Consider the following 23329-nt stretch of genomic DNA (forward strand, 5'->3'; position numbering starts at 1 on the left):
ACAAATCCTTAACTAAAGCTCACTACAAAACCAATTAGGTTTGTTAAAACCATTGGACCATAAAAAGAAATACTGATGAAGTATGTACCCCAACTTGCACTGGTCTTGCTGTTTGCTTTTTATTCCTTCGGGAAAGCACAGAACAAATCAGACCTGCCAAAAGACACAATTAGGTCCGAAACCAAAGAGGTAATTACCTCCTATGGACCTACCCATATCACTCGTACGATCAAGCAAGATAGAAAGGGCAACATTTGGATGGCCACATTTGGTGGTGTTTTTCGATACGACGGAAAATCGTTTACTAATGTGACCAGCCAAGTAAGTTCGGCCCGTTTCTTTTCGGTTTTAGAAGATAAAAAAGGAAATTTTTGGTTCAGTACGGTCGGTTCAGGGGTTTATTATTACGATGGAACCTCCTTTCGAAATTACACAACGAAGGATGGGCTTGCCGAAAATCAGGTGATAGATATTTATGAAGATAAAGCCGGTACTGTTTGGTTTGGCACTTCAAACGGAGCAAGCCGGTATAATGGAAAATCATTTCAGAATTACAGGATGATGGAAGATTCAACCAATCTGACAACGACGGAAAAACTCTTGTTTAAAGATCATAATGATGTTAATTCCATAATTGAAGACAAAACCGGAAAATTCTGGATTGGCACCCGGGGCAATGCCTGTATTTATGATGGAAAAACATTTACCGTATTAATCCATAACGGCCTCCCATTCAGGAATGTTCGTACGATCATTGAAGATAAAAAAGGCAATATCTGGCTTGGGAGCCAGTATGGCCTTTGGCGCTATGACGGCAATACATTTACCAATTTCACCCAGCGTGGTGTTTCGTATGTTTACGAGGATAGAAAAGGCAACATCTGGACGAGTTCCGAAACGAACTGGGGTTGGTCACTTTTCCGATATGATGGAAATACTTTGTCCAACAAAACTCCCACGGTAACCGAAGTAGAACTGGAATCTGAAGATACTAAAACGATGCTTTTTGGGATTTTAGAGGCTACTGATGGCAGTATTTGGTTCGGTGCGGGAGGGGTGTATCGGTATGATGGAAAGACCATCACGGACTTTAAGAAGTAAAGAGATCAAATAAAAAATGGATAGCAATTCAAAACCACCGACCTGCCTTTCCTGAACTGACTGAAATTATTGGTCCAATTGAAATTGCGTCCTACCCTATGAATGTTATGAAGCATTTTCATCTGGCCTATTCATAGGACACTTCGATCCGGACCCTGAAAGGAAAGCCCTCAAAATTATTCATCTCATTTTTTAACCCGTGAATTTAGGCGGCTTCAAAACTCTGCCGGGAATAAATAGCTTTACTACTTATTCATTGTTTCAGAACGGTTAATGGCGGTCCAACTCTTTCAAAACCGTGTTCTTTTCGGAGATTGTCTCTTTGCTCTTCCTGACTGATAGGAGGTTTAGAACAGCCCGGCTCTATCCATTTCGTTTCGAGGAAAAGGCCCGTGTCCAACAGCCGGTGTTAAAATAAGCCTTTTACAAGCCGAACCGGGGATGGGATTTAGTAACTTCGTAGCCATAACCCCGAAGGAATGAAATTATTTCTTGTTTATTCTATCCTTGTACTCACTGTACTGCAGGGATCAACTCAGACAAAGCGAGAGATTTTTTTTGCTGATGTAACCATCTTTGCGGAGGGAGGCAAGTATTACCTTACCGGGTCAAAAGGGGGATCCGGCGGACCGGAGGGATTTGCCGTTTTGGAGTCGAAAGACCTGAAAACCTGGGCAGTGCCTGCCAGGTCCAAAGACTCGCTGGGAATGATCCTCACCAAAGGCGACCACACCTTCGGCACCAGGGGCTTCTGGGCACCACAGATCGTCAGAGAGAACGGCACTTATTATATCACCTATACGGCCGACGAACAAACCGTCCTGGCTGAGTCGGAATCGTTATTGGGACCATATAGGCAAAAAGAGGTCGGCCCTATTGATGGGTCCGAGAAAAATATCGATTCCTTTATTTTCAAGGATACCGACGGTAAAACGTATCTCTATTGTGTCCGTTTTAATAAAGGAAATTACCTGTATGTAGCCGAGTTTGACCTGAAAACCGGCAGGATAAACCCCCGGACCCTGAAAAGATGTTTTGACCAAACGGAGGCCTGGGAGGCTACCCCTAATTATAAATCAGTACCGATTATGGAGGGTCCTACCGTCATAAAGCTGAAAAATAAATACTACCTGTTTTATTCGGCCAACCATTTTCAAAACATCGATTATGCGATTGGCTATGCCGTGGCCGATTCGCCTTATGGACCCTGGCAGAAATATAAGAATAACCCGATCATTCATCGTTCTATCGTTGGCGAGAATGGATCAGGGCACGGCGACCTTTTTGAAGGCCCGGGCAATCAATTGTATTATGTGTACCACATTCACAATTCATCGGACAACGTAAGCCCACGCAGAACCCGCATAGTACCGGTAATAAAACAGTGGGATCAAAAAGCCGGTGTTTACACGTTCAGCGTAAACGGGAAAGGAGTTATTGTTCCGGTAATGGCCGAAAAATAAAGAGCCCAATTCAGGAATCGACTATCCTAAAATACCGGTCAGGCGGTTTTAAAACCTTTCCACCCCGCCGGTTGTATCGGTATGTCCATCTAAAATGGTGGGGCTATAAAAAACTCTCAGCTCAGATAGTACCGGAACCTATTAGCGGTTCGTGGTTCTTTCCTCTTCCATTACATACTCCAGAATATCTCCCGGCTGGCAGTCCAATGCTTTACAAATGGCCTCTAAAGTGCTGAAACGAATGGCTTTCGCTTTCCCTGTCTTTAAGATAGACAGGTTAGATAATGTCAGATCGACCCTGTCGCAAAGTTCATTCAGAGAAATTTTCCGCTTTGCCATCACCACGTCCAAGTTTACTGTTATGGGCATCACTTAAACGGTTAAGTCATTTTCAGATTTCATATCCACCGCGTTTTGCAGTAATTTTTCAAATATTGCCGCAGCCGTTGCTACTACGATTGAAGCCAGCGTAGTCACGATACAAATGGCAAGGAAACCCGCAGGGTCGTCGTCCTGGTGGTGGGCAATCAGGATGTATAGCCCGGCCGTCACAATTAATATGCTCAGTGCTATAGCACAATACTTAATACTTGTTAAAGCCTTAACGGAGTTCGATGAAAAAACTTTATTCCGTCCGATGTACCCAAGAAATTTGACCGCCTTGTAAAGCGCAATAAAAAAAGCGATCGAGGTTGCATACCCGTACAGGATAAAGGGGTCAGAATAAATGCTGAACAAGTCCAGATTGGTGGCCCGTCCCTCGGTCAGAGGAAACCGAATTAAAATAACCAGTGCCACCATGCCGATGAGCACGATGACTGCCTGAAGGAAAACGATTGAAATTCTTTTCATCTTGATTTTCAAGTTTAAATCCTGAGGCAATAATAATAAATATTTATTGATTATCAATAAATATTTATTGCTTTTAGAAAATAACGACAGTGAAAGGTCGGTTGGACCCGGACGAGTCGCCGGGAACTCTCCACCTGTACCATCCCTTAAAACCTCCGAATCGAAACCACGGAAGGTCATCAGCGAAAATCAGGAAAGCAGCCTCCGCAGCGCCATGGCCTGAGCCGAAAACCAGCGAATTTCTTCCGTGAAGATGGCAGCCGCTTCCGAACGGCCGGCCCGCCGGTGGTTTTCCAGCGCCTGCCGGAGGTCGGCTTCGTAGTAGTCGATCAGTTCGACGGGGGTCTCCCACCCGTATGCCCGGCACATCAGCCGAATCCGCTGCGCCTGTTCGGCCACGGACCAGACCCGGTTTCCGAAATCCACGTAAGCCCCCACGGCCAGGGCGAAGTCCTGCAGCCGGGTGCCGGGCCGGGCGTCGTCCCAATCGATCAGGCCGACGGGGGTATCTCCCCGAAAGACGGTGTTATGTGGACCCAGATCGCCGTGCATGATGATTTCACCGGTGCCCCGGAGGTCCGTCCGCAGCGTTACATCATGGAACCGCCGGATCAGTCGGGCCGTCAGGGTCAGTTGGGCGTCGGTCAGCCGGTAACCGGATCCCGGCAAAACCGTCCCTTCCAGGAAGGACAGGATTTCCCGGTTCTGCGGGTCGATGCCAAGAAACCTCGGAGCTTCGATAAATTGCTGCTGCTCCAGAAACGAAAGCAGACGATGGATAAAGGGCGAATTCTCCCTGAGCGGCCGGCGCACCGTCGGCCCGACCCGCACAACCCCGGCGGTCACCTGACCGCCCTGAAGCGGTATTTCCTCGTCCATAACGGATCCAGCTCAAAAACGCCCCAACCCCTCAACTCAATCATTCAACCATTCAACCATTCAATTATTCAATCGGTCTCCGCCGTCCGCACCAGGTGCCGGTCTTCGATGAACCGGTGCAGGTTTTCAACGTAGGGCTTGTATTCGATGAAGGTCTCGGGCTTCACCAGATAGCCGGCCGCCCCGATGGCCAGGCACTTGTCCATGATGGTTTTGGTGGACGAAGTCGAAGTGATGATAACCGGGATGCGCGTATACCCCGGATCGTTTTCCAGGGTCGTAATGACGTCATACCCGTTTTTTCCGGGCATATTCAGGTCAGACAGGATGATGTCGGGGAGCGTCGACCGGTTGTCGCGGAGCCATTCCAATAGATCGTCGCCGTTTCTGACCTGGGCCAGAATATCGAACAAACCGGTTTCGTCGAAGCCTTTCCTCATGAAGAACTGTTCGTCCTCATCATTCTCGGCAATCACGATTTTGTACTTTCTCATGGGTTCTGCGCCGGCAGCCGGGCTTCATCGTTGAGTGTAAAATAAAAGGTCGTTCCCTTCCCGACCTGCGATTCCGGCCAGATCATGCCGCGGTGGCGATCCACGATTTTTTTACAGATCGCCAGGCCGATGCCGGTTCCGGGGTAGTTTCGGGGGGTATTCAGCCGCCGGAAGATTTCGAAAACCTTCCGGAGGTCCGCTTCCTCGATGCCGATACCGTTGTCGGAAACGGCAAATTTCACCTGGCCTTTTTCGCGTCGGCACCGGATGACGACCCGCGGAGGCTCGGTATCGGTAAATTTAAGCGCATTGCTCAGCAGGTTCTGGACCAGCTGCACGAGCTGCACCCGGTCGCCGTGAACGGTTTCCACCTCGGATTCGAGGGAAATTTCCGCCCCCGAGACGTCGATGGCGGTTTTCAGGTTCTGCATCGCCTGGCTGACCAGATTGGCCACGCTGATCTCCTCCTGGAGGATTTCCTTGCGGCTCAGCTGGGAATACTGCAGCAGGTTCTGAATCAGCTCCTTCATGCGATTGGCGGCATGGATGGATTTGCTGATGTAGGTTCCCAGTTCGTCGTATTGATTCCCGGCAATCTTCAGTTCGATCAGCTGGAGGAAGCTCCGGATGGTGCGGACCGGCTCCTGCAGGTCGTGGGAGACGATGGAGGTAAATTGTTCCAGTTCCTGGTTGATGTCCGACAACTCGTCGTTGGTCAGTCTCAGCTCCTCGGCCAGCATCCGGTACCGCTCGTAGCTTTCCCGCAGTTCCCGTTCGGCCTGCTTCCGCTCGGTCAGGTCGCGGGTCACCTTCGAAAAACCGATCAGGATGCCCTCGGCATTGTAGACGGCCGTAATGACGATGCTTGCCCAGAACAGGGAGCCGTCTTTCCGAAGCCGCCAGCCCTCCTCCTCATACTTGCCTTCGGCCCGGGCCACCTTCAGTTCATAGGCCGGTTTACCGTTGAGCAGGTCCTCTTTGGGGTAGAAAATGGAAAAGTACTTGCCGATGATTTCGCCGGCCGAATACCCCTTGATGCGTTTGGCGCCTTCGTTCCAGCTGATGATGCGGCCTTTCTCATCCAGCATGAAGATGCCGTAGTCGGTCACCTGTTCCACCAGCGAACGATACCGCTCCTCGCTCAGCCGCAGAATTTCTTCGGCTTCCCGGCGTTCGGACAGATCCCGGGTGACTTTGGAAAAACCGAGCAATTCGTTCTGTTCATTGTAGAGGGACGTAATGACGACGTTCGCCCAGAATACCGAACCGTTCTTCTTGACCCGCCAGCCTTCTTCCTGGTAGCGGCCGGTTGCTACGGCCACTTCCAGTTCCATCTCCGGTTTCCGGCTTTCCAGGTCCTTGAGGGTATAAAAAACGGAAAAATGCTTTCCGATGATTTCGCTCGGACTATACCCTTTGGTGCGCCGGGCGCCTTCGTTCCACGTTACGATGTGCCCCGTGCTGTCGAGCATGAAGATGCAGTAATCCTGAACGCCTTCTACCATCAGGCGGTAGCGTTCTTCGCTTTGCATCAGCTCCAGATGGTCGTTTTTCTTCTCCGAGATGTCGCGGAGAACGCAGGTAAACCCGATGAAGGTACCCTGGGTATCGTAGGCGGCCGAAAGGATCATTTCCGCCCAGAACTGGGTCTGGTCTTTCTTCTGCTTCCAGCCCTCGGCAATAAATTTTCCCTTTTTCCGGGCCTGACTCAGCTCGTATTCATATTTGATGCTGTCCCGATTGTTGACATACAGCAGAGAAAGGGATTTCTTTTTCAGCTCCTCCGCCGGAAAGCCGGTCATCGTCGTCACGGCCGGATTCGAATAGGTTACCAGCCCGTCCGGGTCCAGCATCATCAAACCCTCACTGATATTCTGAAGGAGCAGATTACAATCGGTAAACATGGCAGAAGGTAAAATTGCCGGAGCATTGATAAACCATAAAGGTATCTAAAAATGAAAACTTTATGGTTTTCTCAGGCAGAAGGTAAATAGGAATCTTTTTTTGCGGCTCCGAAAAGCAATTCGGGAGAAATCCGCTTATCCGGTCTGTCGGCCCTCCCTATACGTCCGGGCCGGCGGCTCCGGTGTAGACCGGCAGGTACACATAAAAGGTGGCCCCGTGTCCGGACCGGCTTCGGGCGGTGATGGCCCCGCCGTGGTTGGCCGCCACTTTCTGGCAGATGGCCAGACCGATCCCGGTCCCGAGGTACTGACTTTTTCCGTGGAGCCGCTGAAAAAGCTGGAAGATCCGCTCCAGATACTGTTCGTCGAACCCGATGCCGTTGTCGGCCACTCCGATCCGGTAATAGGCGGCCGCCTGCCGGGCGGGCCGGACCGATTGGGGCAGGTCCTTCGCGCTCACCTCCTCCGACCGGATCGTGATGACCGGAGCCGTACCGGCCTGCCGGAATTTCAGCGCGTTGTTGATCAGGTTCAGGAACAGCTGGCCCAGTTGCGACGCATTTCCCCGCACCATCGGCAGGGGCCCCACGTCGATGGTCGCCCCGGTTTCCTCAATGGCCAGCTCCAGGTCGTTCAGGACGATGTCGACCACCTTCTGAAGTACCACCTGACCGCCGGCGTCCTGACGGGTGGCAATGCGTGAATACGTCAGCAGGTCGCGGATCAGCACCGACATCCGGCCGGCGGCATTCAGCATGCGGCCGAGGTAGTCGGCCCCCGGGCCGGGCTGTTCGGCATACTGCGATTCGAGAAGGGTGCCGAACTGCTGAATTTTACGCAGCGGCTCCTGGAGGTCATGCGAGGCCACGTAGGCGAACTGGGCCAGGCTGTCGTTCGATCGTTTCAGGTCCTGCACAATGATTTCCAGTTCCTGGGTCCGTTCCCGGACCTGTTCGTCGAGTCGGGCGGAGAGGGACCGAAACCGCTCCTCGGATTCCCGCAGGGCATTTTCGGCCAGCTTCCGTTCCGTTATGTCCAGGATGAATTCGACGCACTCCGACTCTTTGCCGGTTCCGCTGATCCGGGTGGGGGCAAAAAGACCCCACCAGCGCGAGCCGTCCCGACGGATCATCTGCTTCTCGTAGGGGGGCGTCTCGCCGGTTTCCTCGATTTGCCGGGCCGACCGAAGGGTGATGTCCATACATTCAGGGGCCGTAAGCCGCTCCCAGTGAATCTCCCGGAGCAGTTCTTCCCGGCTATACCCGCACATCCGGAGAAAGGTATCGTTCGCTCCGGTGATGCCGCCGTTCAGTCTGAAAAACAGCACCCCGACGGTTTCCGTAGAAAACGCTTTCTGAAGCAGGGCTTCCGACTGACGGAGGGCTTCCTCGGCCAGTTTTCGTTCATGAATATCGACCGACGATCCGAGCCAGCGGAGGATCTCCCCGGTATTCAGATCCCGGTACGGTTCCGCCCGGACCAGAAACCAGCGGTATTCGCCGGAGGCCGACCGGATGCGGTGTTCGATCTCGAACGTCTTCCCGGTTCTCTGGGCCTCGGCAAAGGCCCTCATGGTCGGTTCGGCATCGTCCGGATGCACAAACGTGTCTGATATAACCTTCGCGGTGGTGGAGGTGAACTCGGCTCCCGTGTAATCCGTCCACTGTTTGTTGAAAAAATCGGCATGTCCTTCCAGGTCGGTCTGCCAGAGGATAAGGGGAACCGCGTTGGTCATGACCCTGAAACGCTCCTCCGACTGACGGAGGGCTTCCTCGGCCCGTTTCTTTTCCGTGATGTCGATGGTAACGCCCACCCATTTGGCTACGGAACCGTCCGGATTGTAGACCGGCGTGGCCCGCACGTTGGTCCAGTGCCAGTCGCTCCCGGCCCGGCGCACCCGCACCTCCGTATCGACGGAAATCCGCTTTTCGATGGAATCCCGCCACAACCGAAGCGCAAAGTCCCGGTCGTCGGGATGAAAGGCGTCGACCCATTTCTGATTCAGCCACTGTTCCACCGTCTGCCCCGTAAAGGACCGCCAGCTCGGCGAATCGACCACCACCCAACCTTCGGCATTGGTTTCCCAGACGGCCCCGGCAAAGGAATCGAGCAGAATTTTGTAATCATTCAGCGAGAAGGAATCCCCCGCCCCGACCGGTATAGCGGAAGGAAGGGAAGATGGATCTGGCGTGGAAGCTGCTCTGAAAGCATCCGGAGACTGCATTTCAGCCGACATATCAAAACAGGTTAATACAAAAAGAAATACAAGTTACGCTGCTTCGGCGATCCGGAAGGACCGTTCCCTCATATTTCGAATAGGGGTAACCGTTCAAATCATAAAAAAGAGGCTGAAGCGTTTGACGCTTCAGCCTCCGTAAAAGTCGCTGCGGCCGATTACTGTTTTTCCTCTTTCAGTGTCGCCAGAAAACTGACCACATCCCGGATTTCCCGTTTGCTGAGCAGATACTTCATGTCCGGCATACTCGACGGCTGGCCCTGTTCGCCGAAACCAGGGGCGATCCGGGCGCTGGGGTTGATGACGGCCTCCAGCAGCTGCTCCCGGCTGAGCCGCCCGGCCACCCCGTTCAGCCGGGGTCCGGCGTTGCCGCCCAGGTCGTCGTAGGAATGGCAGCGGATGCACTGGGCGGTCTGGTGACGGAAGAAGATCCGCCGGCCGGAAGCCACATCCCCCCCGAACAGCGCCCCCTTGTAGGAAGCCATCACGGCGTCGGCCGACAGCTTCCCGGTGATCGACTTATATTTCGCCTTCAGCTGGGGCGATTTGCTGCTCTCGACGGCTTCCTCCAGTTCAAGGCCCAGCTCGACCGGCAGGGTTCCGTTCGACAGCTTCGTCAGCAAGCCGTCGAGGGCTTTCTGCGAATACTGCACCGGTAGTTTACCCAGCGTCAGCAGGGCCGCCTGACCCTCTTCCGCCGTCCTCGTATTGATCACCTCCGACAGCAGGGTCACCATCCGGTCTTTGGGCATGGCGGACTTGCCCACCAGGTCCAGAGCCGCTACCCGAACGCTTTTCTCCGGATCGGAGAGTGCCTGTTCGATGGCCTTGCCGATCTGCGGGTCGTTCAGCGCGACCAGCGTCCGAACCGCTTCCGCCCGCAGACCCGGGTCGGTATCGGACTTCAGCCGGGCAAACAATTCCGGGGAAGCCTGCCTGAGTTCCAGCTTCCGAATGGCCTTCACGGCGCTCATCCGCAACGGAAGTTCGCTGTGGGTCAACAACTTGATGTAGGTATCGGCGGCTTTGGCCTTCAGCGCCACCGGGTCCCGTTTGACGGCGCCCCGATACCGCCCGTCGACCCGGTCCATCACGGACGGTTCGGCGAAGGTGCTGAGCGCATCGAGGGCCTCTGCCCGCATGGCGACGGGGGCGCTTTCGTTGGACGCATACCGGATCAGGTGCTGCATGGCCTCCGGCGTCCCGACGCGCACGTTGGCATTGACCGCCCGGCGAATCAGGGCTTCGTTTTTAAAGTTCGTGCTCGCCAGCAGGTTGCCCAGCGCGGGCAGGGCGGCTTTGATGGACAGGTCGTCGTTGATCCCCCGGGCGGCTTCGGTCACCACATACTCATCGGCGTCGGCCAGAAAATCCGCAATCCCCGGGTGGTTCATGCGACGCAGGGCCACGACGGCCGCAATGCGCAGGGCTTTCGACGGGCTTTTCGCCAGGGCCACCACCGGCTCGGCCTTCCCGATGCGGGCGAGCGCCAGGGTGCCGGCATGGCGGAGGTAAACGTCCTGGTCGTCATTGGCCTGGAGCATGTCGATGATCGGCTGCACGGCCGGTTCGTAGGCGATGCGGCCGAGGGCTTCGGCGGCAAAGAACCGCACCCGGGCGTTGGCATCCTTCAGCATCGGCACCAGCGTCGCACCGGCGTCGGCATACCGGAGGTCCCCCAGCCAGCGGGCGGCCTGCGCCTGAATCTCGTCGTCGGCATCGCCGAGCAGCGGCATCAGGGCGCGGGCGTACTGACGGTTTTGCCGGGCCAGCTGCGATTGTCCCCAGATGGCGTGAACGCGGGCCAGCTGGTGGTCGGTCTGCTTCAGGGCGGCTTCGAATACCGCTGCGCCCTTCGCGCCCCGTTTCGCCAGTTCGAACTGGGCCTTCTGCCGCACCCGCATGTCGGGGTTGCGCAGGTGATCGGCCAGCACGCCTTCGCTCTCTTTCGTAAAGTCGGCGGCCAGCAGACGCCGGGTCAGCTGGCGTTCAGCCGAGTTGGCGGCTGAGGCATCGTCGAGTTTCCAGACCCGGCCGTAATCTTTGGTATCCCAGCCGTTGATCCAGTCGGCCACATACATGGCGCCGTCCGGCCCCCAGTCGATGCCGGTGGCCAGCACGTTGCCCAGGATGCGCTTGGGTTCGCTGAGTTCGAAGGAAGCGCCCTTCGGCTTCAGCTTGAAGGAGTGGATGCCCGACCGCGCGGGACTGCCCACGAACTCGCCCACGAAAAAGGTATTTTTGTATTTCGGGCTCAGGGCCGTGCCGGGGTTGTAGAGAAAGCCGGTGGGGCCGCTGACGAAGTTGGCGAGCGTCGGAACGAAGTAGGCGGCCTGGCCCTCGAAGCGGGGTTTGTACATTCCCTCGTCCATCCAGACCTTATAGGTATTGTTGTTTGCGTCGCGGTATTTGCCGTACTGCCAGTTGCTGCGCCAGCCGGTGTCGGAGCCGTTGACGATATAGACGAGCCGTTCGCGTTCGCCGGGGTGGTCTCCGTCGTTATCCTCGCTGATCAGGTTGCCGTATTCGTCGAATACGAATTCGTGGGTATTGCGGACGCCGTAGGCAAACACCTCGAAGTCGGAGCCGTCGGGGTTCGACCGCACCACGACCCCGCTGTTGGGATGTTCCCAGGCCTTGCCGTCGGGGCCTTTGCCGTTAAAGCCGATATCACCGATCTGCCAGTAGATCCGGCCGTCGGGACCCATCTTGACGCTCGACATCCCGTGTCCGCCGAAGCCGATGTGAATACCGTAGCCGTGCGAGATCGACTTTTTCTCGTCGGGAATCCCGTCGTTATTACGGTCCTGCAGGCGCCAGAGGTCCGGCCCGACGGCCACGTACAGGTCGTTGCCGTTCGCCAGAACGCCCCCGGCCACGTCGGTCACTTCCTCGTGGAAATCTTCAACGAGCAGTTTCGAGAGGTCGGCCACGCCGTCGTTGTTGCTGTCTTCCAGCCGGAACACCTGTTCCTTCTCCACGGTCATGTCGCGCCAGTCGTGGGAACCGTCGCCGTTCAGGTCTTTGAGCCACTCGTTCTTTTTGCTGTTCTGGGGCGACAGCACCCGGCGGAGAAAGGCCCGCTTCTCCTCGATGGTCTGAAGCCGCTGCGATTCGATCTCCCAGTCCTGGTGGCCCCGGATGTCGAACTCGGAGTTCTTCTGCCGGTTGGTCCGGGTATAGTACAGGCGGCCGAGGTGATCCATGTTGATGGCAATGGGGTCGGCGACGAGCGAATCGACTCCCCAGAGGCTGAGGCTGAGCCCTTCGTCGAGAACCGGCTTGAAGGTAGCCTCGACGGCTTTGGCCATCCGGACAGCCTCCTCAGGTGCCAGTTTTTTGATGCGTCCGGCGAGCGGGTCGTCGTTGAAGACGACGGCACCCGCGAGCGGAACCGCCAGCACGGCCAGCCAGCCGGATTTTCGGGAAAAAGTAAAGGGGAAATACGGTTTCTTCATACCGGGAAAGGGATCTTTATACATCTGGAAAAGAGTGTAATTTACAAAAATTACCCGGTTTGAGGGCAAAAAAAACCGGATACTAAAGATGTTTTGGCTCCGCCCGATCGGCCCCGTACCTTTACGGCTTCGAACCTCAGGTTCGGCCTCCCCTCGTTCGTATTTCAATCGTTGAGCAGTAAACCGCTGAACCCCGTGCTGACTTCTGAAGAAATTGAATACTCATTAGGTGAGGTCTACCGAAACAACCAGCCCGTTTCGTTTCGCCGGGAACAGCCCGGTCTGGGCCGGGTCACCGTAGACTTCGAGGAACTGACCGGAGCCACCCTGCACCACGCTACCTTCCTCACCGAAAACCGGCCGCTGCTGATTCCGGTCCACCGGCCCGAGCCGACCGTGTCTATGTTTTTCCAGCTGGAAGGCGGCTGCTCGTTCCAGTTCAAACAGGAGGTGACCGTCCCGGAAAACCACCACGCCCTCTGTTACCTGCCATTTCTGCAGACCAATTATTACATCGGGCCGAACACTTCCCGCAAAGACCTGACCATCTGGTTCAACCCGCAGGTGGTGGCCGCCCAGATGCTGGAGGAGGAGATCGAGGACGACCACTGGCAGCGGTTGATGGAAGCGCCCGAGCAGATTTTCAGCACCGTCCGGCAGAGCCGGCCGATGAGCCGGAAGATGACCGACACCCTGGTCCAGGTGAGAAGCTGCCCCTTCTCGGGCAAACTGGGCCGGACCTATAAGGATTCGCTCATCCGGCTGCTGTTCATCGACCAGCTGCTGGTCTACCGCCAGAATCAACTTCGATCCGGCGAGCCGGCCACCCGGCTGACGCGGCAGGACATCGAAAAATTGCACGAACTCAAGTACTTCCTGGACAGGAACTTTCTGGACGACCTCTCCCTCACCGCCCTGACCCGGGAGTTCGGCCTCAATTCCTTCAAACTCAAACACGGCTTCCGGCAGCTGTTCGACACGTCGGTGATGCGGTACATCGACGACCTCAAAATGGGGTATGCCCGCCGGCTGCTGCTCGACGCCGATCAGGATGTGCTGGAGATTGCCGATCAGCTCGGTTACAATCACTACAGCAACTTCAGTGCGGCTTTCAAACGCCGGTTCGGTATTCCCCCGACGGCCGTCGCCCGCCCGAGACCGGTCTGAGAGGGTAGCCCGGCCGGAACCCGAAAATTTCACTTTCCGCACCGATTACTTACCTTTCGTGAAAAATTATCAAACGGGATATGCATTCTGCCCGGAAAGACGTTCTTGCGCCTTCGTTGCGCCGAATCGACCGGCCGGAACGGGGCGCAAGTGCAGCGTTAACAATTAGAAGTGGGGCCAGGCAACTGTGGCATTGAACAAGTACCAAGGAGATTGTTACCCATTCACTAATTTCTTAATAAGTACGTCTTTTCTCTATGAAAAACGAACAATCGGAGCTTTTAACCGCGCCGTATGCCCAAAACGTTTACCCGAAATCCCTCAAGCATTTATTCCGAAAGACGATCCGTCCGACCGCCCGGCTTTGCCGGTTCCTCCGGCTCTGGCCGGCCCTGCTGACGGCGCCCGCCCTGGCCCAGGTGGCCCCGCCGGCCTCCCCCAGTGAACTGAAAAAGCTGAGCCTCGAACAACTGATGGACGTCGAGGTGACGCTGGTTTCCCGGACGCCCCAGAAACTCTCCGAAGTGGCCTCGGCCATCCAGGTCCTGACCGGGGCCGACATCCGGCGCTCGGGCGCCACCAACATCCCCGAAGCCCTGCGGCTGATTCCGAACCTGCAGGTGGCCCAGCTCAACGCCAGCACCTGGATCATCAGCGCCCGGGGCTTCAATACCATCTTCGCCAACAAACTGCTGGTCATGATCGACGGGCGGACGGTCTATACACCGTTCTTCGGCGGGGTGCTTTGGGAGCAGCAGAACATTCCGCTGGAGGATGTCGAGCGCATCGAGGTGGTGAGCGGCCCGGGCGGCACGCTCTGGGGAGCCAACGCCGTCAACGGCGTCATCAACATCGTCACCAAAAGCTCCGCCGAAACGCAGGGAGCCTACGTCTCCGTTTCGGCCGGTAACTTCCTGAAAAATCAGATCGACGCGCGCTACGGCGGCCGCATCTCCGACCAGCTGACCTACCGGATTTACGGCCAGCATTTCGAGCGTGAACCGACGCTCCTGCCCTCCGGGGACGAGAACCGCGACCGCTGGCGGATGACCCAGGGCGGCTTTCGCGTCGACTGGGCCGCCACGGCGAGGGATCAGGTGGCCTTCACCGGGAATTTCTCCGGGGGCGCCCGCTACCTGGCGCTGGGTAAATCCCGGCTCGACGGCCAGAACGTGCTGGGCCGCTGGACCCGCCGGTATTCCGAACAGTCGGAACTGATTGTGCAGCTGTACTACGACCGGTATTACCGGAACGACGCCAACGCTACCGGCTCCGACCGCCTGACCACCTACGACTTTGATTTTCAGCACCGGTTTCCGATAAAAAACCGCCACAGCATCCTCTGGGGACTCGGCTACCGGCTGGCCCGCGACTTTACGGAATGGCGGACCAACACCACAGCCATCCTGCCCAACCGGAAGGATCTGCCGCTGTATACGGGTTTCGTGCAGGATGAAATCGCGCTGCACCCGAAGCTGAAGCTGACGCTGGGCACCAAACTGCTGCATAACGTCTACAGCGGTTTCGAACTTCAGCCGAGCGCCCGTCTGGCCTGGGCGGTCCGGCGCGATAACCTGCTGTGGGCGGCCGTTTCGCGGGCCGTCCGGACGCCGAGCCGGCTGGACGTCGATTATTTCCTGCCGGCCTATCCCGTACCGCCGACGCAGCCCAGCGTGGCCGGGGGGCCGAATTTCGTGTCCGAGAAGGTCGTTGCCTGGGAACTGGGCTACCGCTGGCAGCCGGCCGCCGGCGTCCACTTCTCCCTGGCCGGTTTCTATAATGTCTACCGGGACATTTACAGCGTGGAAGCCCTGCCCGGAACCCTCACCTACCAGATCCAGAACGGCTCGGAAGGCGAATCGTGGGGCGGTGAACTGGCGGTCGGACTGCAGGTGTCGCCCGGCTGGCGGCTTCGGGGCGGGTATACGTATCTGGACAAGGACCTGCGGGCCAAACCCGGTCGTTCCTTCAACCCCGATTACCTCGGCAACGACGTCAAAAACCGGGCGATGCTGCAATCCATGCTGAACCTGCCGGCCGGCTTCCAGCTGGATCTGATCGGGCAGTATTTCGATTACCTGCCCAAAACCCTGGCGACTGCCCGGGTTCCCTCCTACCTCACCTTCGATGCAAGGCTGGCCTGGAGCGCCCGATGGCTCGAACTTGCCCTCGTTGGTCAGAACCTGGCGAAAGATCGCCATATCGAGTTCGGCACGCTGTACATCCCCCGGAGCTATTACGCGAAAATTTCGGCCCGGTTTTGATTACTTTACATCGACAGGCATTTCCCCGAGAGAACATGAGATTACTGGTAACATGGTTACTGATCGGCGTTCTGGCGCAGGCACGGGCCCAACCCATGCCCGCGTCGGAAGTCAGCGTCAAGGCCGTGTTTATCTATAATTTCACCCGCTTCGTCGAATGGCCCGAAACCGCCTTTTCATCCCCGGACGCCCCGTTCGTCATCGGTATTTTCGGCGCCGACCCCTTCGGGTCGGTGATGGCCGAGACGGTGGCCGGGGAAAAGGTGGGCAACCACCCGATCCATGTACAGCGGTATCGCGACCCGGCCGGGCTCGCCGACTGCCATCTGGTTTATGTCGGGTCCCGGGAGGCCGAGGTGGTCCGGGAAATGCTGGCCTCGCTGGGCCGGCGGGCCGTGCTGACGGTCGGGGAAGCCGTGCCTTTTAACCGGATGGGCGGCATGATTCGTTTTCTCACCCGAAACAATAAGATTCGTTTCGAGATTAATGCATCGGCAGCCCGGGCCGTTCAGCTAAATATCAGCTCCAAACTGCTGAACGTCGCGGAAGCCGTAAATTAGTTCTGATGGAACCTCATAAGCCCAAAGCCGCCCCGATTCAGCGTCAGCTCATGAACGTTATGCTGCTGACGAGCGGGTCGGTACTGGCGCTGACCTGTCTGGCTTTTTTCGTTTACGAGTACTTCACCTTCCGGGAAACCCTTAAAAACCAGCTGACGATGCTGGGCGAGATCATTGCCGCCAACAGTACGGCCGCCCTGGCTTTCGACGACCCCGACGACGCCGAAGAACTGCTCAGCGCCCTGCGGACCAACCGCCATATCGTGGCGGCCTGTCTGTACGACAAGGAGGGCCGGATTTTTGCCCGGTATCCCGCCGACGCGCCCGCCGATCAGTTCCCGTCCTACCTGCCCGCCAGAAACTACCGGTTTTCGGGCAGCTACCTCGAAGGGTTCCAGCCGGTGGTGCAGGGCCGCACCCAGCTCGGCAGCCTGTATCTGAAATCGGATATGGAAGCGATGTTCGAGCGATTCAGCCGGTATGCGCTGATTGCGGCCACGGTGGTCGGGGTGATGCTGGGGCTGGCCTACCTGCTGTCGCGACGGCTCCAGCGCCGGATCTCCCGGCCGATTCTGGCCCTCGCCCAGACGGCCGGCCAGGTGTCCCGCGATCATAACTACAGCGTGCGGGCCACGAAATACCAGGAGGATGAGGTGGGCCTGCTCACGGACGCCTTCAACCTGATGCTGACCCAGATCGACCGGCAGAACTCCGAAATTCTGGCCATGAACCAGCAACTGGAGGAGCGGATCAAAGCCCGGACGCAGGAACTGGAGAAGACCAACGACGAGCTGACGGTAGTCAACGGAAAACTGGTGAAATCGAACCGCGACCTGGAGCAGTTCGCCAACGTGGCCTCCCACGACCTTCAGGAGCCCCTGCGGAAAATTCAGATGTTTGCCCAGCTGGTGGAGAACAGCATCGATGACCCGTCTCTGGCCCGGGAGTATACGGACAAAATCAAGAACGCGGCCAACCGGATGACGACGCTCATCAAATCGGTGCTCAACTACAGCCGGCTTTCCAACCACAGCGAGCCGTTCATCCCGATCGATCTCAATGAGGTGATCGGGCAGATCCAGGCGGATTTCGAACTGCTCATCACGGAGAAAAACGCCACCGTTACGGCCCGGGACCTGCCGGTGATTCAGGGTATCCCGCTACAGATCAACCAGTTGTTTTCCAACCTGATCGGCAATGCGCTGAAGTTCTGCGACAAAACCCCGCAGATCGTCATCACGGCCCGTGTCCATGAGCCGGGCCGTTCCCGGCTGCCGGAGGAGCTGACCGAGGGCCGGGGATACGCCGAACTGATGGTGGAAGACAACGGCATCGGCTTCGACACCAGCTATTCCCGGAAAATCTTCACCATCTTCCAGCGGCTGCACACGCAGAAGGAATACCCCGGCACCGGCATCGGCCTGGCCCTCTGCAAACGGATCGTCGAGAACCACGCCGGCACCATCACCGTCGAAAGCGAGGTCGGCCGGGGCACCCGGTTTTATGTTTACCTTCCCATGAACTGATCGGCCGGATCAGTCTTTCTTAAAGTCGGCCAGCGTCCCGGTGATGCGGGTTTTCATGACACTGTTTTTGAACATGGGGTTGTCGCCTTCCGTCACCAGTTTAGAGGTAAACGTCACCAGAAAGGGGGTATCCTTCTTGTCGAAGAGCATTTTGGGCAGCAGGGCGAGCGTCTGGCCGGGTTTGAGCGTCACGGGAAACACCACGGGCGTCGTCGCCTGTTTCCGGATCAGCACCGGCTCCGGCTGACTGCCGTCGGCAATCTCCTTTCCGTTGATCGACACGGTATAGTGGGTGTCGGTAAAGTTGAACGGGAAGCGGTTTTTGTTGACGACGCTGACTTTGGTCGCCACGTCGGTTTCCTTCAGGCCTACCTTGCCGAAGTTGATGTCCTCCACCTTGATTTCGGGCAGGTAGAAGGTCGGCATCCGGCGGGTGATGGTTTGCCGGAACGTGCGGTCGCCCAGGATCGGCACGTCGAGGTCGAAGCTGCTGCGGACGGTGTAAGTCGTGCTGTCGATGTCCTTCTGATCCAGCGTTTTCAGCACGGCCAGCAGCTTTTTGTTGTCGATCACCATCGGCAGTTTCACCAGGGTGCTGTCCCGGGATTCGATCTCGATGGGTTTGGCGTAGGTGTCCTCGATCACGGGTGTATTGGCGATCAGGACCGTATAATTGAGCCGGTTGGCTTTGAAACCCACCGGCAGCGGGTTGTCGATCAGCATCTCGACGGTCAGGTGCGTCCGGTCGTCGTCGATGCTCGTGATGTTCATCGTGCTCATCTCCAGCCGGGGTTTGAGCGTATCGTTGAAGGCTCCGCCTTCGGCTTCTGCGTTGTTTTTCAGGCGGCTATACCAGATCCAGGCTCCGACGAAACCAATCAGCAGGAGAGCCAGCGCAATGATCCATCCCTTTTTCATACCGTTGGCTTGTGTGTTTTTTCTTCCGTACTTCCGAGCGGAATAAACTTCCGCTCCCGGATAAGATATCGGGCGCCGGCCGCCAGCATCCGCACCCGCAGGCCGTCGAGGTAAACCGGTTCCAGCTCCTTGACGAGGTGGTAGTTGGTTACCTGGATGGCATCCGTCTCCAGAATAGTAACCACGCCGGAGCCGATGGGTTTCAACCGGTTTCCTTCGGTGATCACCACGCCCGTGTCGGCACACAGGCCGAGGCCGACCAGACCGGGATTTCGAAGCAGGGCCTCGGTCAGCCGGGGCAGGCGGCTGCGCTGCATGAAGTGAGTGTCGATAATGACTTCCGGCACCAGCGCCAGCCCCTTTTCGGTTTCCACCATTCCCTTGATGAGTGACTCACCGCTCTTGCCGTCCTTGATAGCCAGGCGGGCCATGGCCGCGGCCCCGGCGCTGGTGCCGGCAATGACGAACCCTTCGTTCCAGTAGCGGTCCACCATCCGGCGGCAGAAATCGCTGTCGGCGAACTTTTCGATCAGGATCGACTGGTCGCCCCCGGTAAACATGATTCCGTCGGCCTGCTCCAGCTTCTTCAGGTTTTCCTTCCGGTCCGTATCCTCCGGTTTTTCGACGTACATGATTTCGACCTCTTTGCAGCCCAGGCTTTTAAAGGCGTCGATATACACTTTGGCCATTTCTTTCGGAACGTCGGAGGCCGCCGGAATCACGAGAATCTTCGTCTCCGGGCCTTTCATTTCCAGCAGCACTTCCTGCAGAATGCCGTTTTTGAAAAAATCAACCTGCTGCATCTGGCCTCCGGAGGCATTATCCTCCGGTCCGTGAGCTTCATTTCCTCCAATAGGAATCAACTTCCCCTTCGGTACGATCGTATCCATTTCTCAATGGGTTCAATGGTCTGTTTATTAAAGAGCAACCTGCTCACCTTCATCCGTTTTGCATCGTTCATTCCGAATAGCCCAGAATCAGGATCGATTCCGGCTGCAGACGGACGGTATCCCCGGTCGGCGCTTCGCCGGCAATAGCCCCCGGCCCCCGCCATTCGCTGTCCGACGAGTCCAGAATCCGGGTGAATCCCCGACCGGTTTCCGGGAGCGTCAGGGTCTGCGGTTCCGGCGAAAAGTTCATCAGGCAAAGCACGTGCTGGTCGTCGTTCCAGCGGTGCAGGCGGAGGGTTTTGGTCTTCTCCCAGGCTTCCACCTCCAGGTTCCGGCGCGAAAGCCGGGCCAGGGCGGGGTGTTCCTTCCGCAGGGCGATGAGGGTGCGGTAAAACCGGAACATCGTCCGGTGCGGCTCCTGCCCCACCCGTTCCCATTGCAGCTTCGACGCCTGAAAGGTGTCTTCGGAAATCGGGTCCGGTACTTCGCCTTCCGAATGAAAAGCCGCAAATTCGGCTTTCCGGCCTTCCCGAACGGCCTCCACCAGGTCGGCTTCCGAATGGCTCACGAAATACTGAAAGGGGTTCGGCTCGCTCCACTCCTCGCCCATGAACAGCAGCGGCAGATACGGGCTGACCAGCACGGCCGCGGCCATGAGCTTCTGCATCTCGAAACTGACCAGCCGGCTGGTGCGCTCGCCCAGCATCCGGTTGCCGATCTGGTCGTGATTCTGGGAAAAGACAATGAACTGACGGCCCGGATTGGCTTCGGCCGGAACCCCAAACTTTCGCTTGCGGTGTTCGGAATACTGCCCGTCATAAACGTAGGCGTCGCGGTATGACTTGGCGAGGTGTAGGATGCCGTTGAAATCGGAGTAATAACCCAGCGGTTTCTCGCCCGCCGTGACCCGCAGGGCGTGGTGGAATTCGTCGATCCACTGCGCATCCATGCCGAAACCGCCGGCCTCGGGCCGGTCGATGAACCGGGTATCGTTCAGATCGGACTCCACCATCAGGTAATGCCGGCGGCCGGTCTCCTCCATCAGCTTCCGGGCGTTCCGGCCGATCTCGGTCAGGATGTGGACGGGGCTGAAATCCCTGATGGCGTGGACGGCATCGAGCCGCAGGGCGTCGATGTGAAAATCCCGGAACCACATGAGCGCATTCTCAATGAAATACTCCCGGACACCGTCGCTCCAGGCGTCGTCGAAGTTAATGGCATTGCCCCAGGGGGTGCAGTATTTGGCGGTGAAATACGGCCCGAACCGGCTGAAGTAGTTCCCCTCGGGCCCCATGTGGTTATAAACTACGTCGAGCACCACGGCCAGCCCCTTCCGGTGGCAGGCATCGACCAGGTGCTGAAGCCCCCGCGCTCCGCCGTAGCTGTGCTGAACGGCATAGGGATATACGCCGTCGTAGCCCCAGTTTCGTCCTCCGGGGAACTGCGCCACCGGCATGAGTTCGATGGCCGTGACACCGAGGTCGATGAGGTGGTCAAGTTTTTCTTCCAGCGCCCGGAATGTCCCCGCGGGCGTAAACGTTCCGACGTGCAGCTCGTAAATCACATACTGATCGAGCGGATGGTTTTGCCACCCGCCGTCCGACCATCCGAAATCGCCGGGGTCCAGGGCTTCGGAAGCTTCGTGGACCCCGTCCGGCTGCGATAGGGAGGCCGGGTCGGGAAACGATTGCTCGCCGTCCAGCCGGATTTTATACCGGTCGCCGGGTTTGATCCGATCGGTGGTCAGGGTCCAGTAGCCGTCGGCTTCAGGGGATAGCGCCAGGGTCTGCCCGGCTTCGGTCAGTTCCACCGCTACCTGACGGGCTTCCGGCGCCCATACCCGGACGACGGCGGTATTCTGCTGAAAAGAAATTCCGGGGGTGTGTTTTCGTACTTCAATAGTCTGCATATGCATCGGAAAAAGTATTCGTCTTTACATCGGTATGTAGGTCAGCTGAACGATGAAGCCCTGCGAACCGTCCTGATTGCTCCTCTGCCAGCCCAGCGCGAGGGCGAAATGCCTGACGGGAAACACCTCGATCCCGGCCGACAGCTGCCCCAGGGCATGGCCGCCCGAAATCCAGTCGGCCAGCAGGTGCAGTTTCTGGTAAATGATGCCGGCATCGATCCCGGCCTGAACCCCGGCCCGGGGGCCGTCGCTCAGGAAGCGGGGGTTGCCGAAATAGCCGCCGACCGCCAGCTTATAATGTTCCTCATCCAGCGAAGCCGCCAGATTGAGGTAGGTGTAATAGACCGGTTTGGTTCGCCCGCCCGACCCCAGGTTCAGCCCGCCCTGCCCGCCGACCCCGATCCGGAACGTCTCGTTCAGTTCGACGGCCTTCTGCGCGTTGACCAGCAGCAGCGGAGCGAACGGCATGGCCGTCGTGGTGTCGTTGCGGATAAACCGTCGCCGGCTGGTCTCATAATCCACGTTGTACAGGTTCAGGCCGATTTCCCAGTCCCTGCTCAGTCCGTAGGAGAAGGTGGTCGTCGAACGCAGGAGGTCCTGTACCTCCACCTGCTCCTGAACGAGCGCTTTCCTTTCGGGGGTAATGTCCGAGGACGGCACGTTGAAAATGGTTTGCTGGGCCTGAACGGTCGTAAACGTAAATAGGGTCAAAAATCCGAATGCATGTAAGTGAATCTTCTTTTCCATAGGAAGATGATCCTGTCCGCAGGAAAACTCCGGTCCGGGGAAAAAGTTGGCCATATCGGCAACCGATGAGGATTTGGCCATCCTGGGTCGGGGGCGCGGACCACTCCCTCACTAAAATATATGAACGAAGACTGAGCCGAGAATGGAAGGGTTTATCGCTCAGTCCTGTGCACTTCAATCCATGTCATTTTATGTAAAACTTCGACGAATCAATGAAAAAAAGTGGACCAACAATTCCGGGAATTCCCTCCGTGGAACGGCGGATGTTTCTGCGCCAGATGGGCTTGTTTTCTGCCGCAACGGCAGGCTTCCTGGCTTCCTGTACGAATGACCAGTCACTCAGCCCGGCCGGCGGCCGGCATTCTTCCGCCCGCATCGGCCCAACCGTCGATCCGGTAACCGGCGTCGTCGACCTCGGTTCCGGCGACATCGGCATCTCCAACCTCGCCTATATGCTCGACCAGCTCGAAACATCGTTCTACCGGACGGCGGTCGACCGGATCATGGGCGCCAGTGCGACGGATCGCAAGGTGCTGGAAGAACTGCACGACCACGAGGTGGTACACCGGGAATTTTTCAAAGCCTTCCTGGGTCCCAATGCCATTCCGATGCTGGATTTCGATTTCAGCCCGATCAACTTCAACGAGCGGAATGCGGTGTTCGATGCCGCCCGGCAGTTTGAAAACGTGGGGGTGGGTGCCTTCAACGGCACGGGTCCGCTGATTCAGTCGGATGAAGTTCTGAAGGTGGCCGGCTCGATGGTGTCGGTGGAAGCCCGCCATGCCACGCTGGCCAGCCACATGCTGGGCCCCCGCAAGCCCTTCGCCATCGCCCATGAACTCATCGATCCGATGGGTCTCGACTGGCACCTGACGCCCGAACAGGTCGTCGAGAAAGCTCAGAAATTCATCAAACAGAAAATCAGCGTGGCGAACCTGCCCAAACTCTAATCTCCGACTCG

At 57.2% G+C, this 23329-nt stretch carries 18 protein-coding genes; 7 read left to right on the plus strand and 11 right to left on the minus strand.

The annotated features are described in order from the left end of the window. Positions 1–75: 75 nt before the first annotated feature. A complete protein-coding gene (locus tag DX909_RS11460) occupies positions 76–1101 on the plus strand; it encodes a ligand-binding sensor domain-containing protein (RefSeq protein WP_128545310.1) in 1026 nt (341 codons plus the stop codon). Positions 1102–1580: 479 nt separating this feature from the next. Beyond that, on the plus strand, positions 1581–2564 hold the full coding sequence (locus DX909_RS11465) for a glycoside hydrolase family 43 protein (RefSeq protein ID WP_128545311.1): 984 nt from the start codon (positions 1581–1583) through the stop codon (positions 2562–2564). Between the two features lie 141 nt (positions 2565–2705). Here DX909_RS11465 and DX909_RS11470 read toward each other — a convergent pair whose 3' ends face one another. From DX909_RS11470 to DX909_RS11500, 7 genes are all read right to left on the minus strand, one after another. Then, positions 2706–2933 carry a helix-turn-helix domain-containing protein gene (locus tag DX909_RS11470; RefSeq protein ID WP_128545312.1) on the minus strand — a complete coding sequence of 76 codons (228 nt, stop codon included), beginning with the start codon at positions 2931–2933 and terminating at the stop codon, positions 2706–2708. 3 nt (positions 2934–2936) lie between these two features. Beyond that, positions 2937–3596: a DUF2975 domain-containing protein gene (locus DX909_RS11475; RefSeq protein ID WP_229311016.1), complete on the minus strand. Its 660-nt coding sequence runs from the start codon at positions 3594–3596 to the stop codon at positions 2937–2939. A gap of 9 nt (positions 3597–3605) precedes the next feature. Then, entirely contained in the window at positions 3606–4295 is a 690-nt protein-coding gene (locus DX909_RS11480; RefSeq protein ID WP_128545313.1) for a phosphotransferase, read from the minus strand. 68 nt (positions 4296–4363) lie between these two features. Next, a complete protein-coding gene (locus DX909_RS11485) occupies positions 4364–4789 on the minus strand; it encodes a response regulator (protein WP_128545314.1) in 426 nt (141 codons plus the stop codon). Further along, positions 4786–6693 carry a PAS domain-containing sensor histidine kinase gene (locus DX909_RS11490; protein WP_128545315.1) on the minus strand — a complete coding sequence of 636 codons (1908 nt, stop codon included), beginning with the start codon at positions 6691–6693 and terminating at the stop codon, positions 4786–4788. Before DX909_RS11490 ends, DX909_RS11485 begins: the two co-directional genes overlap by 4 nt. 157 nt (positions 6694–6850) lie before the next feature. After that, positions 6851–8929 carry a PAS domain-containing sensor histidine kinase gene (locus tag DX909_RS11495; protein ID WP_128545316.1) on the minus strand — a complete coding sequence of 693 codons (2079 nt, stop codon included), beginning with the start codon at positions 8927–8929 and terminating at the stop codon, positions 6851–6853. 158 nt (positions 8930–9087) lie between these two features. After that, a complete protein-coding gene (locus tag DX909_RS11500; RefSeq protein WP_128545317.1) occupies positions 9088–12387 on the minus strand; it encodes a HEAT repeat domain-containing protein in 3300 nt (1099 codons plus the stop codon). Between the two features lie 195 nt (positions 12388–12582). Between DX909_RS11500 and DX909_RS11505 the strand changes: the two genes are divergently transcribed. From DX909_RS11505 to DX909_RS11520, 4 genes are all read left to right on the plus strand, one after another. Continuing rightward, entirely contained in the window at positions 12583–13554 is a 972-nt protein-coding gene (locus DX909_RS11505) for an AraC family transcriptional regulator (protein ID WP_128545318.1), read from the plus strand. Positions 13555–13811: 257 nt separating this feature from the next. Further along, on the plus strand, positions 13812–15818 hold the full coding sequence (locus DX909_RS11510) for a TOL_0244 family TonB-dependent receptor (protein ID WP_128545319.1): 2007 nt from the start codon (positions 13812–13814) through the stop codon (positions 15816–15818). Positions 15819–15853: 35 nt separating this feature from the next. Next, entirely contained in the window at positions 15854–16378 is a 525-nt protein-coding gene (locus DX909_RS11515; protein WP_164851264.1) for a TOL_0243 family YfiR-like periplasmic protein, read from the plus strand. 5 nt (positions 16379–16383) lie between these two features. Continuing rightward, on the plus strand, positions 16384–17904 hold the full coding sequence (locus DX909_RS11520) for a sensor histidine kinase, YfiR-like protein-associated (RefSeq protein ID WP_128545321.1): 1521 nt from the start codon (positions 16384–16386) through the stop codon (positions 17902–17904). Between the two features lie 9 nt (positions 17905–17913). Here DX909_RS11520 and DX909_RS11525 read toward each other — a convergent pair whose 3' ends face one another. From DX909_RS11525 to DX909_RS11540, 4 genes are all read right to left on the minus strand, one after another. Continuing rightward, on the minus strand, positions 17914–18822 hold the full coding sequence (locus tag DX909_RS11525; RefSeq protein ID WP_128545322.1) for an LEA/WHy family protein: 909 nt from the start codon (positions 18820–18822) through the stop codon (positions 17914–17916). Continuing rightward, complete coding sequence (locus DX909_RS11530) at positions 18819–19712, minus strand: cyanophycinase (RefSeq protein WP_128545323.1); 894 nt, start codon at positions 19710–19712, stop codon at positions 18819–18821. The genes DX909_RS11525 and DX909_RS11530 overlap by 4 nt, the downstream gene beginning before the upstream one ends. Before the next feature lie 67 nt (positions 19713–19779). Further along, positions 19780–21621 carry a malto-oligosyltrehalose trehalohydrolase gene (gene treZ, locus DX909_RS11535; protein ID WP_128545324.1) on the minus strand — a complete coding sequence of 614 codons (1842 nt, stop codon included), beginning with the start codon at positions 21619–21621 and terminating at the stop codon, positions 19780–19782. Positions 21622–21645: 24 nt separating this feature from the next. After that, positions 21646–22368, minus strand: coding sequence for a hypothetical protein (locus DX909_RS11540; RefSeq protein ID WP_229311017.1), 723 nt, complete (start codon positions 22366–22368; stop codon positions 21646–21648). 212 nt (positions 22369–22580) lie between these two features. On the opposite strand from DX909_RS11540, the gene DX909_RS11545 reads away from it, so the two are divergent. Next, complete coding sequence (locus DX909_RS11545) at positions 22581–23318, plus strand: ferritin-like domain-containing protein (RefSeq protein WP_128545325.1); 738 nt, start codon at positions 22581–22583, stop codon at positions 23316–23318. Positions 23319–23329: the final 11 nt, after the last annotated feature.

Source organism: Larkinella soli (genome assembly GCF_003703975.1).
In the GTDB taxonomy this organism is placed as follows: domain Bacteria; phylum Bacteroidota; class Bacteroidia; order Cytophagales; family Spirosomataceae; genus Larkinella; species Larkinella soli.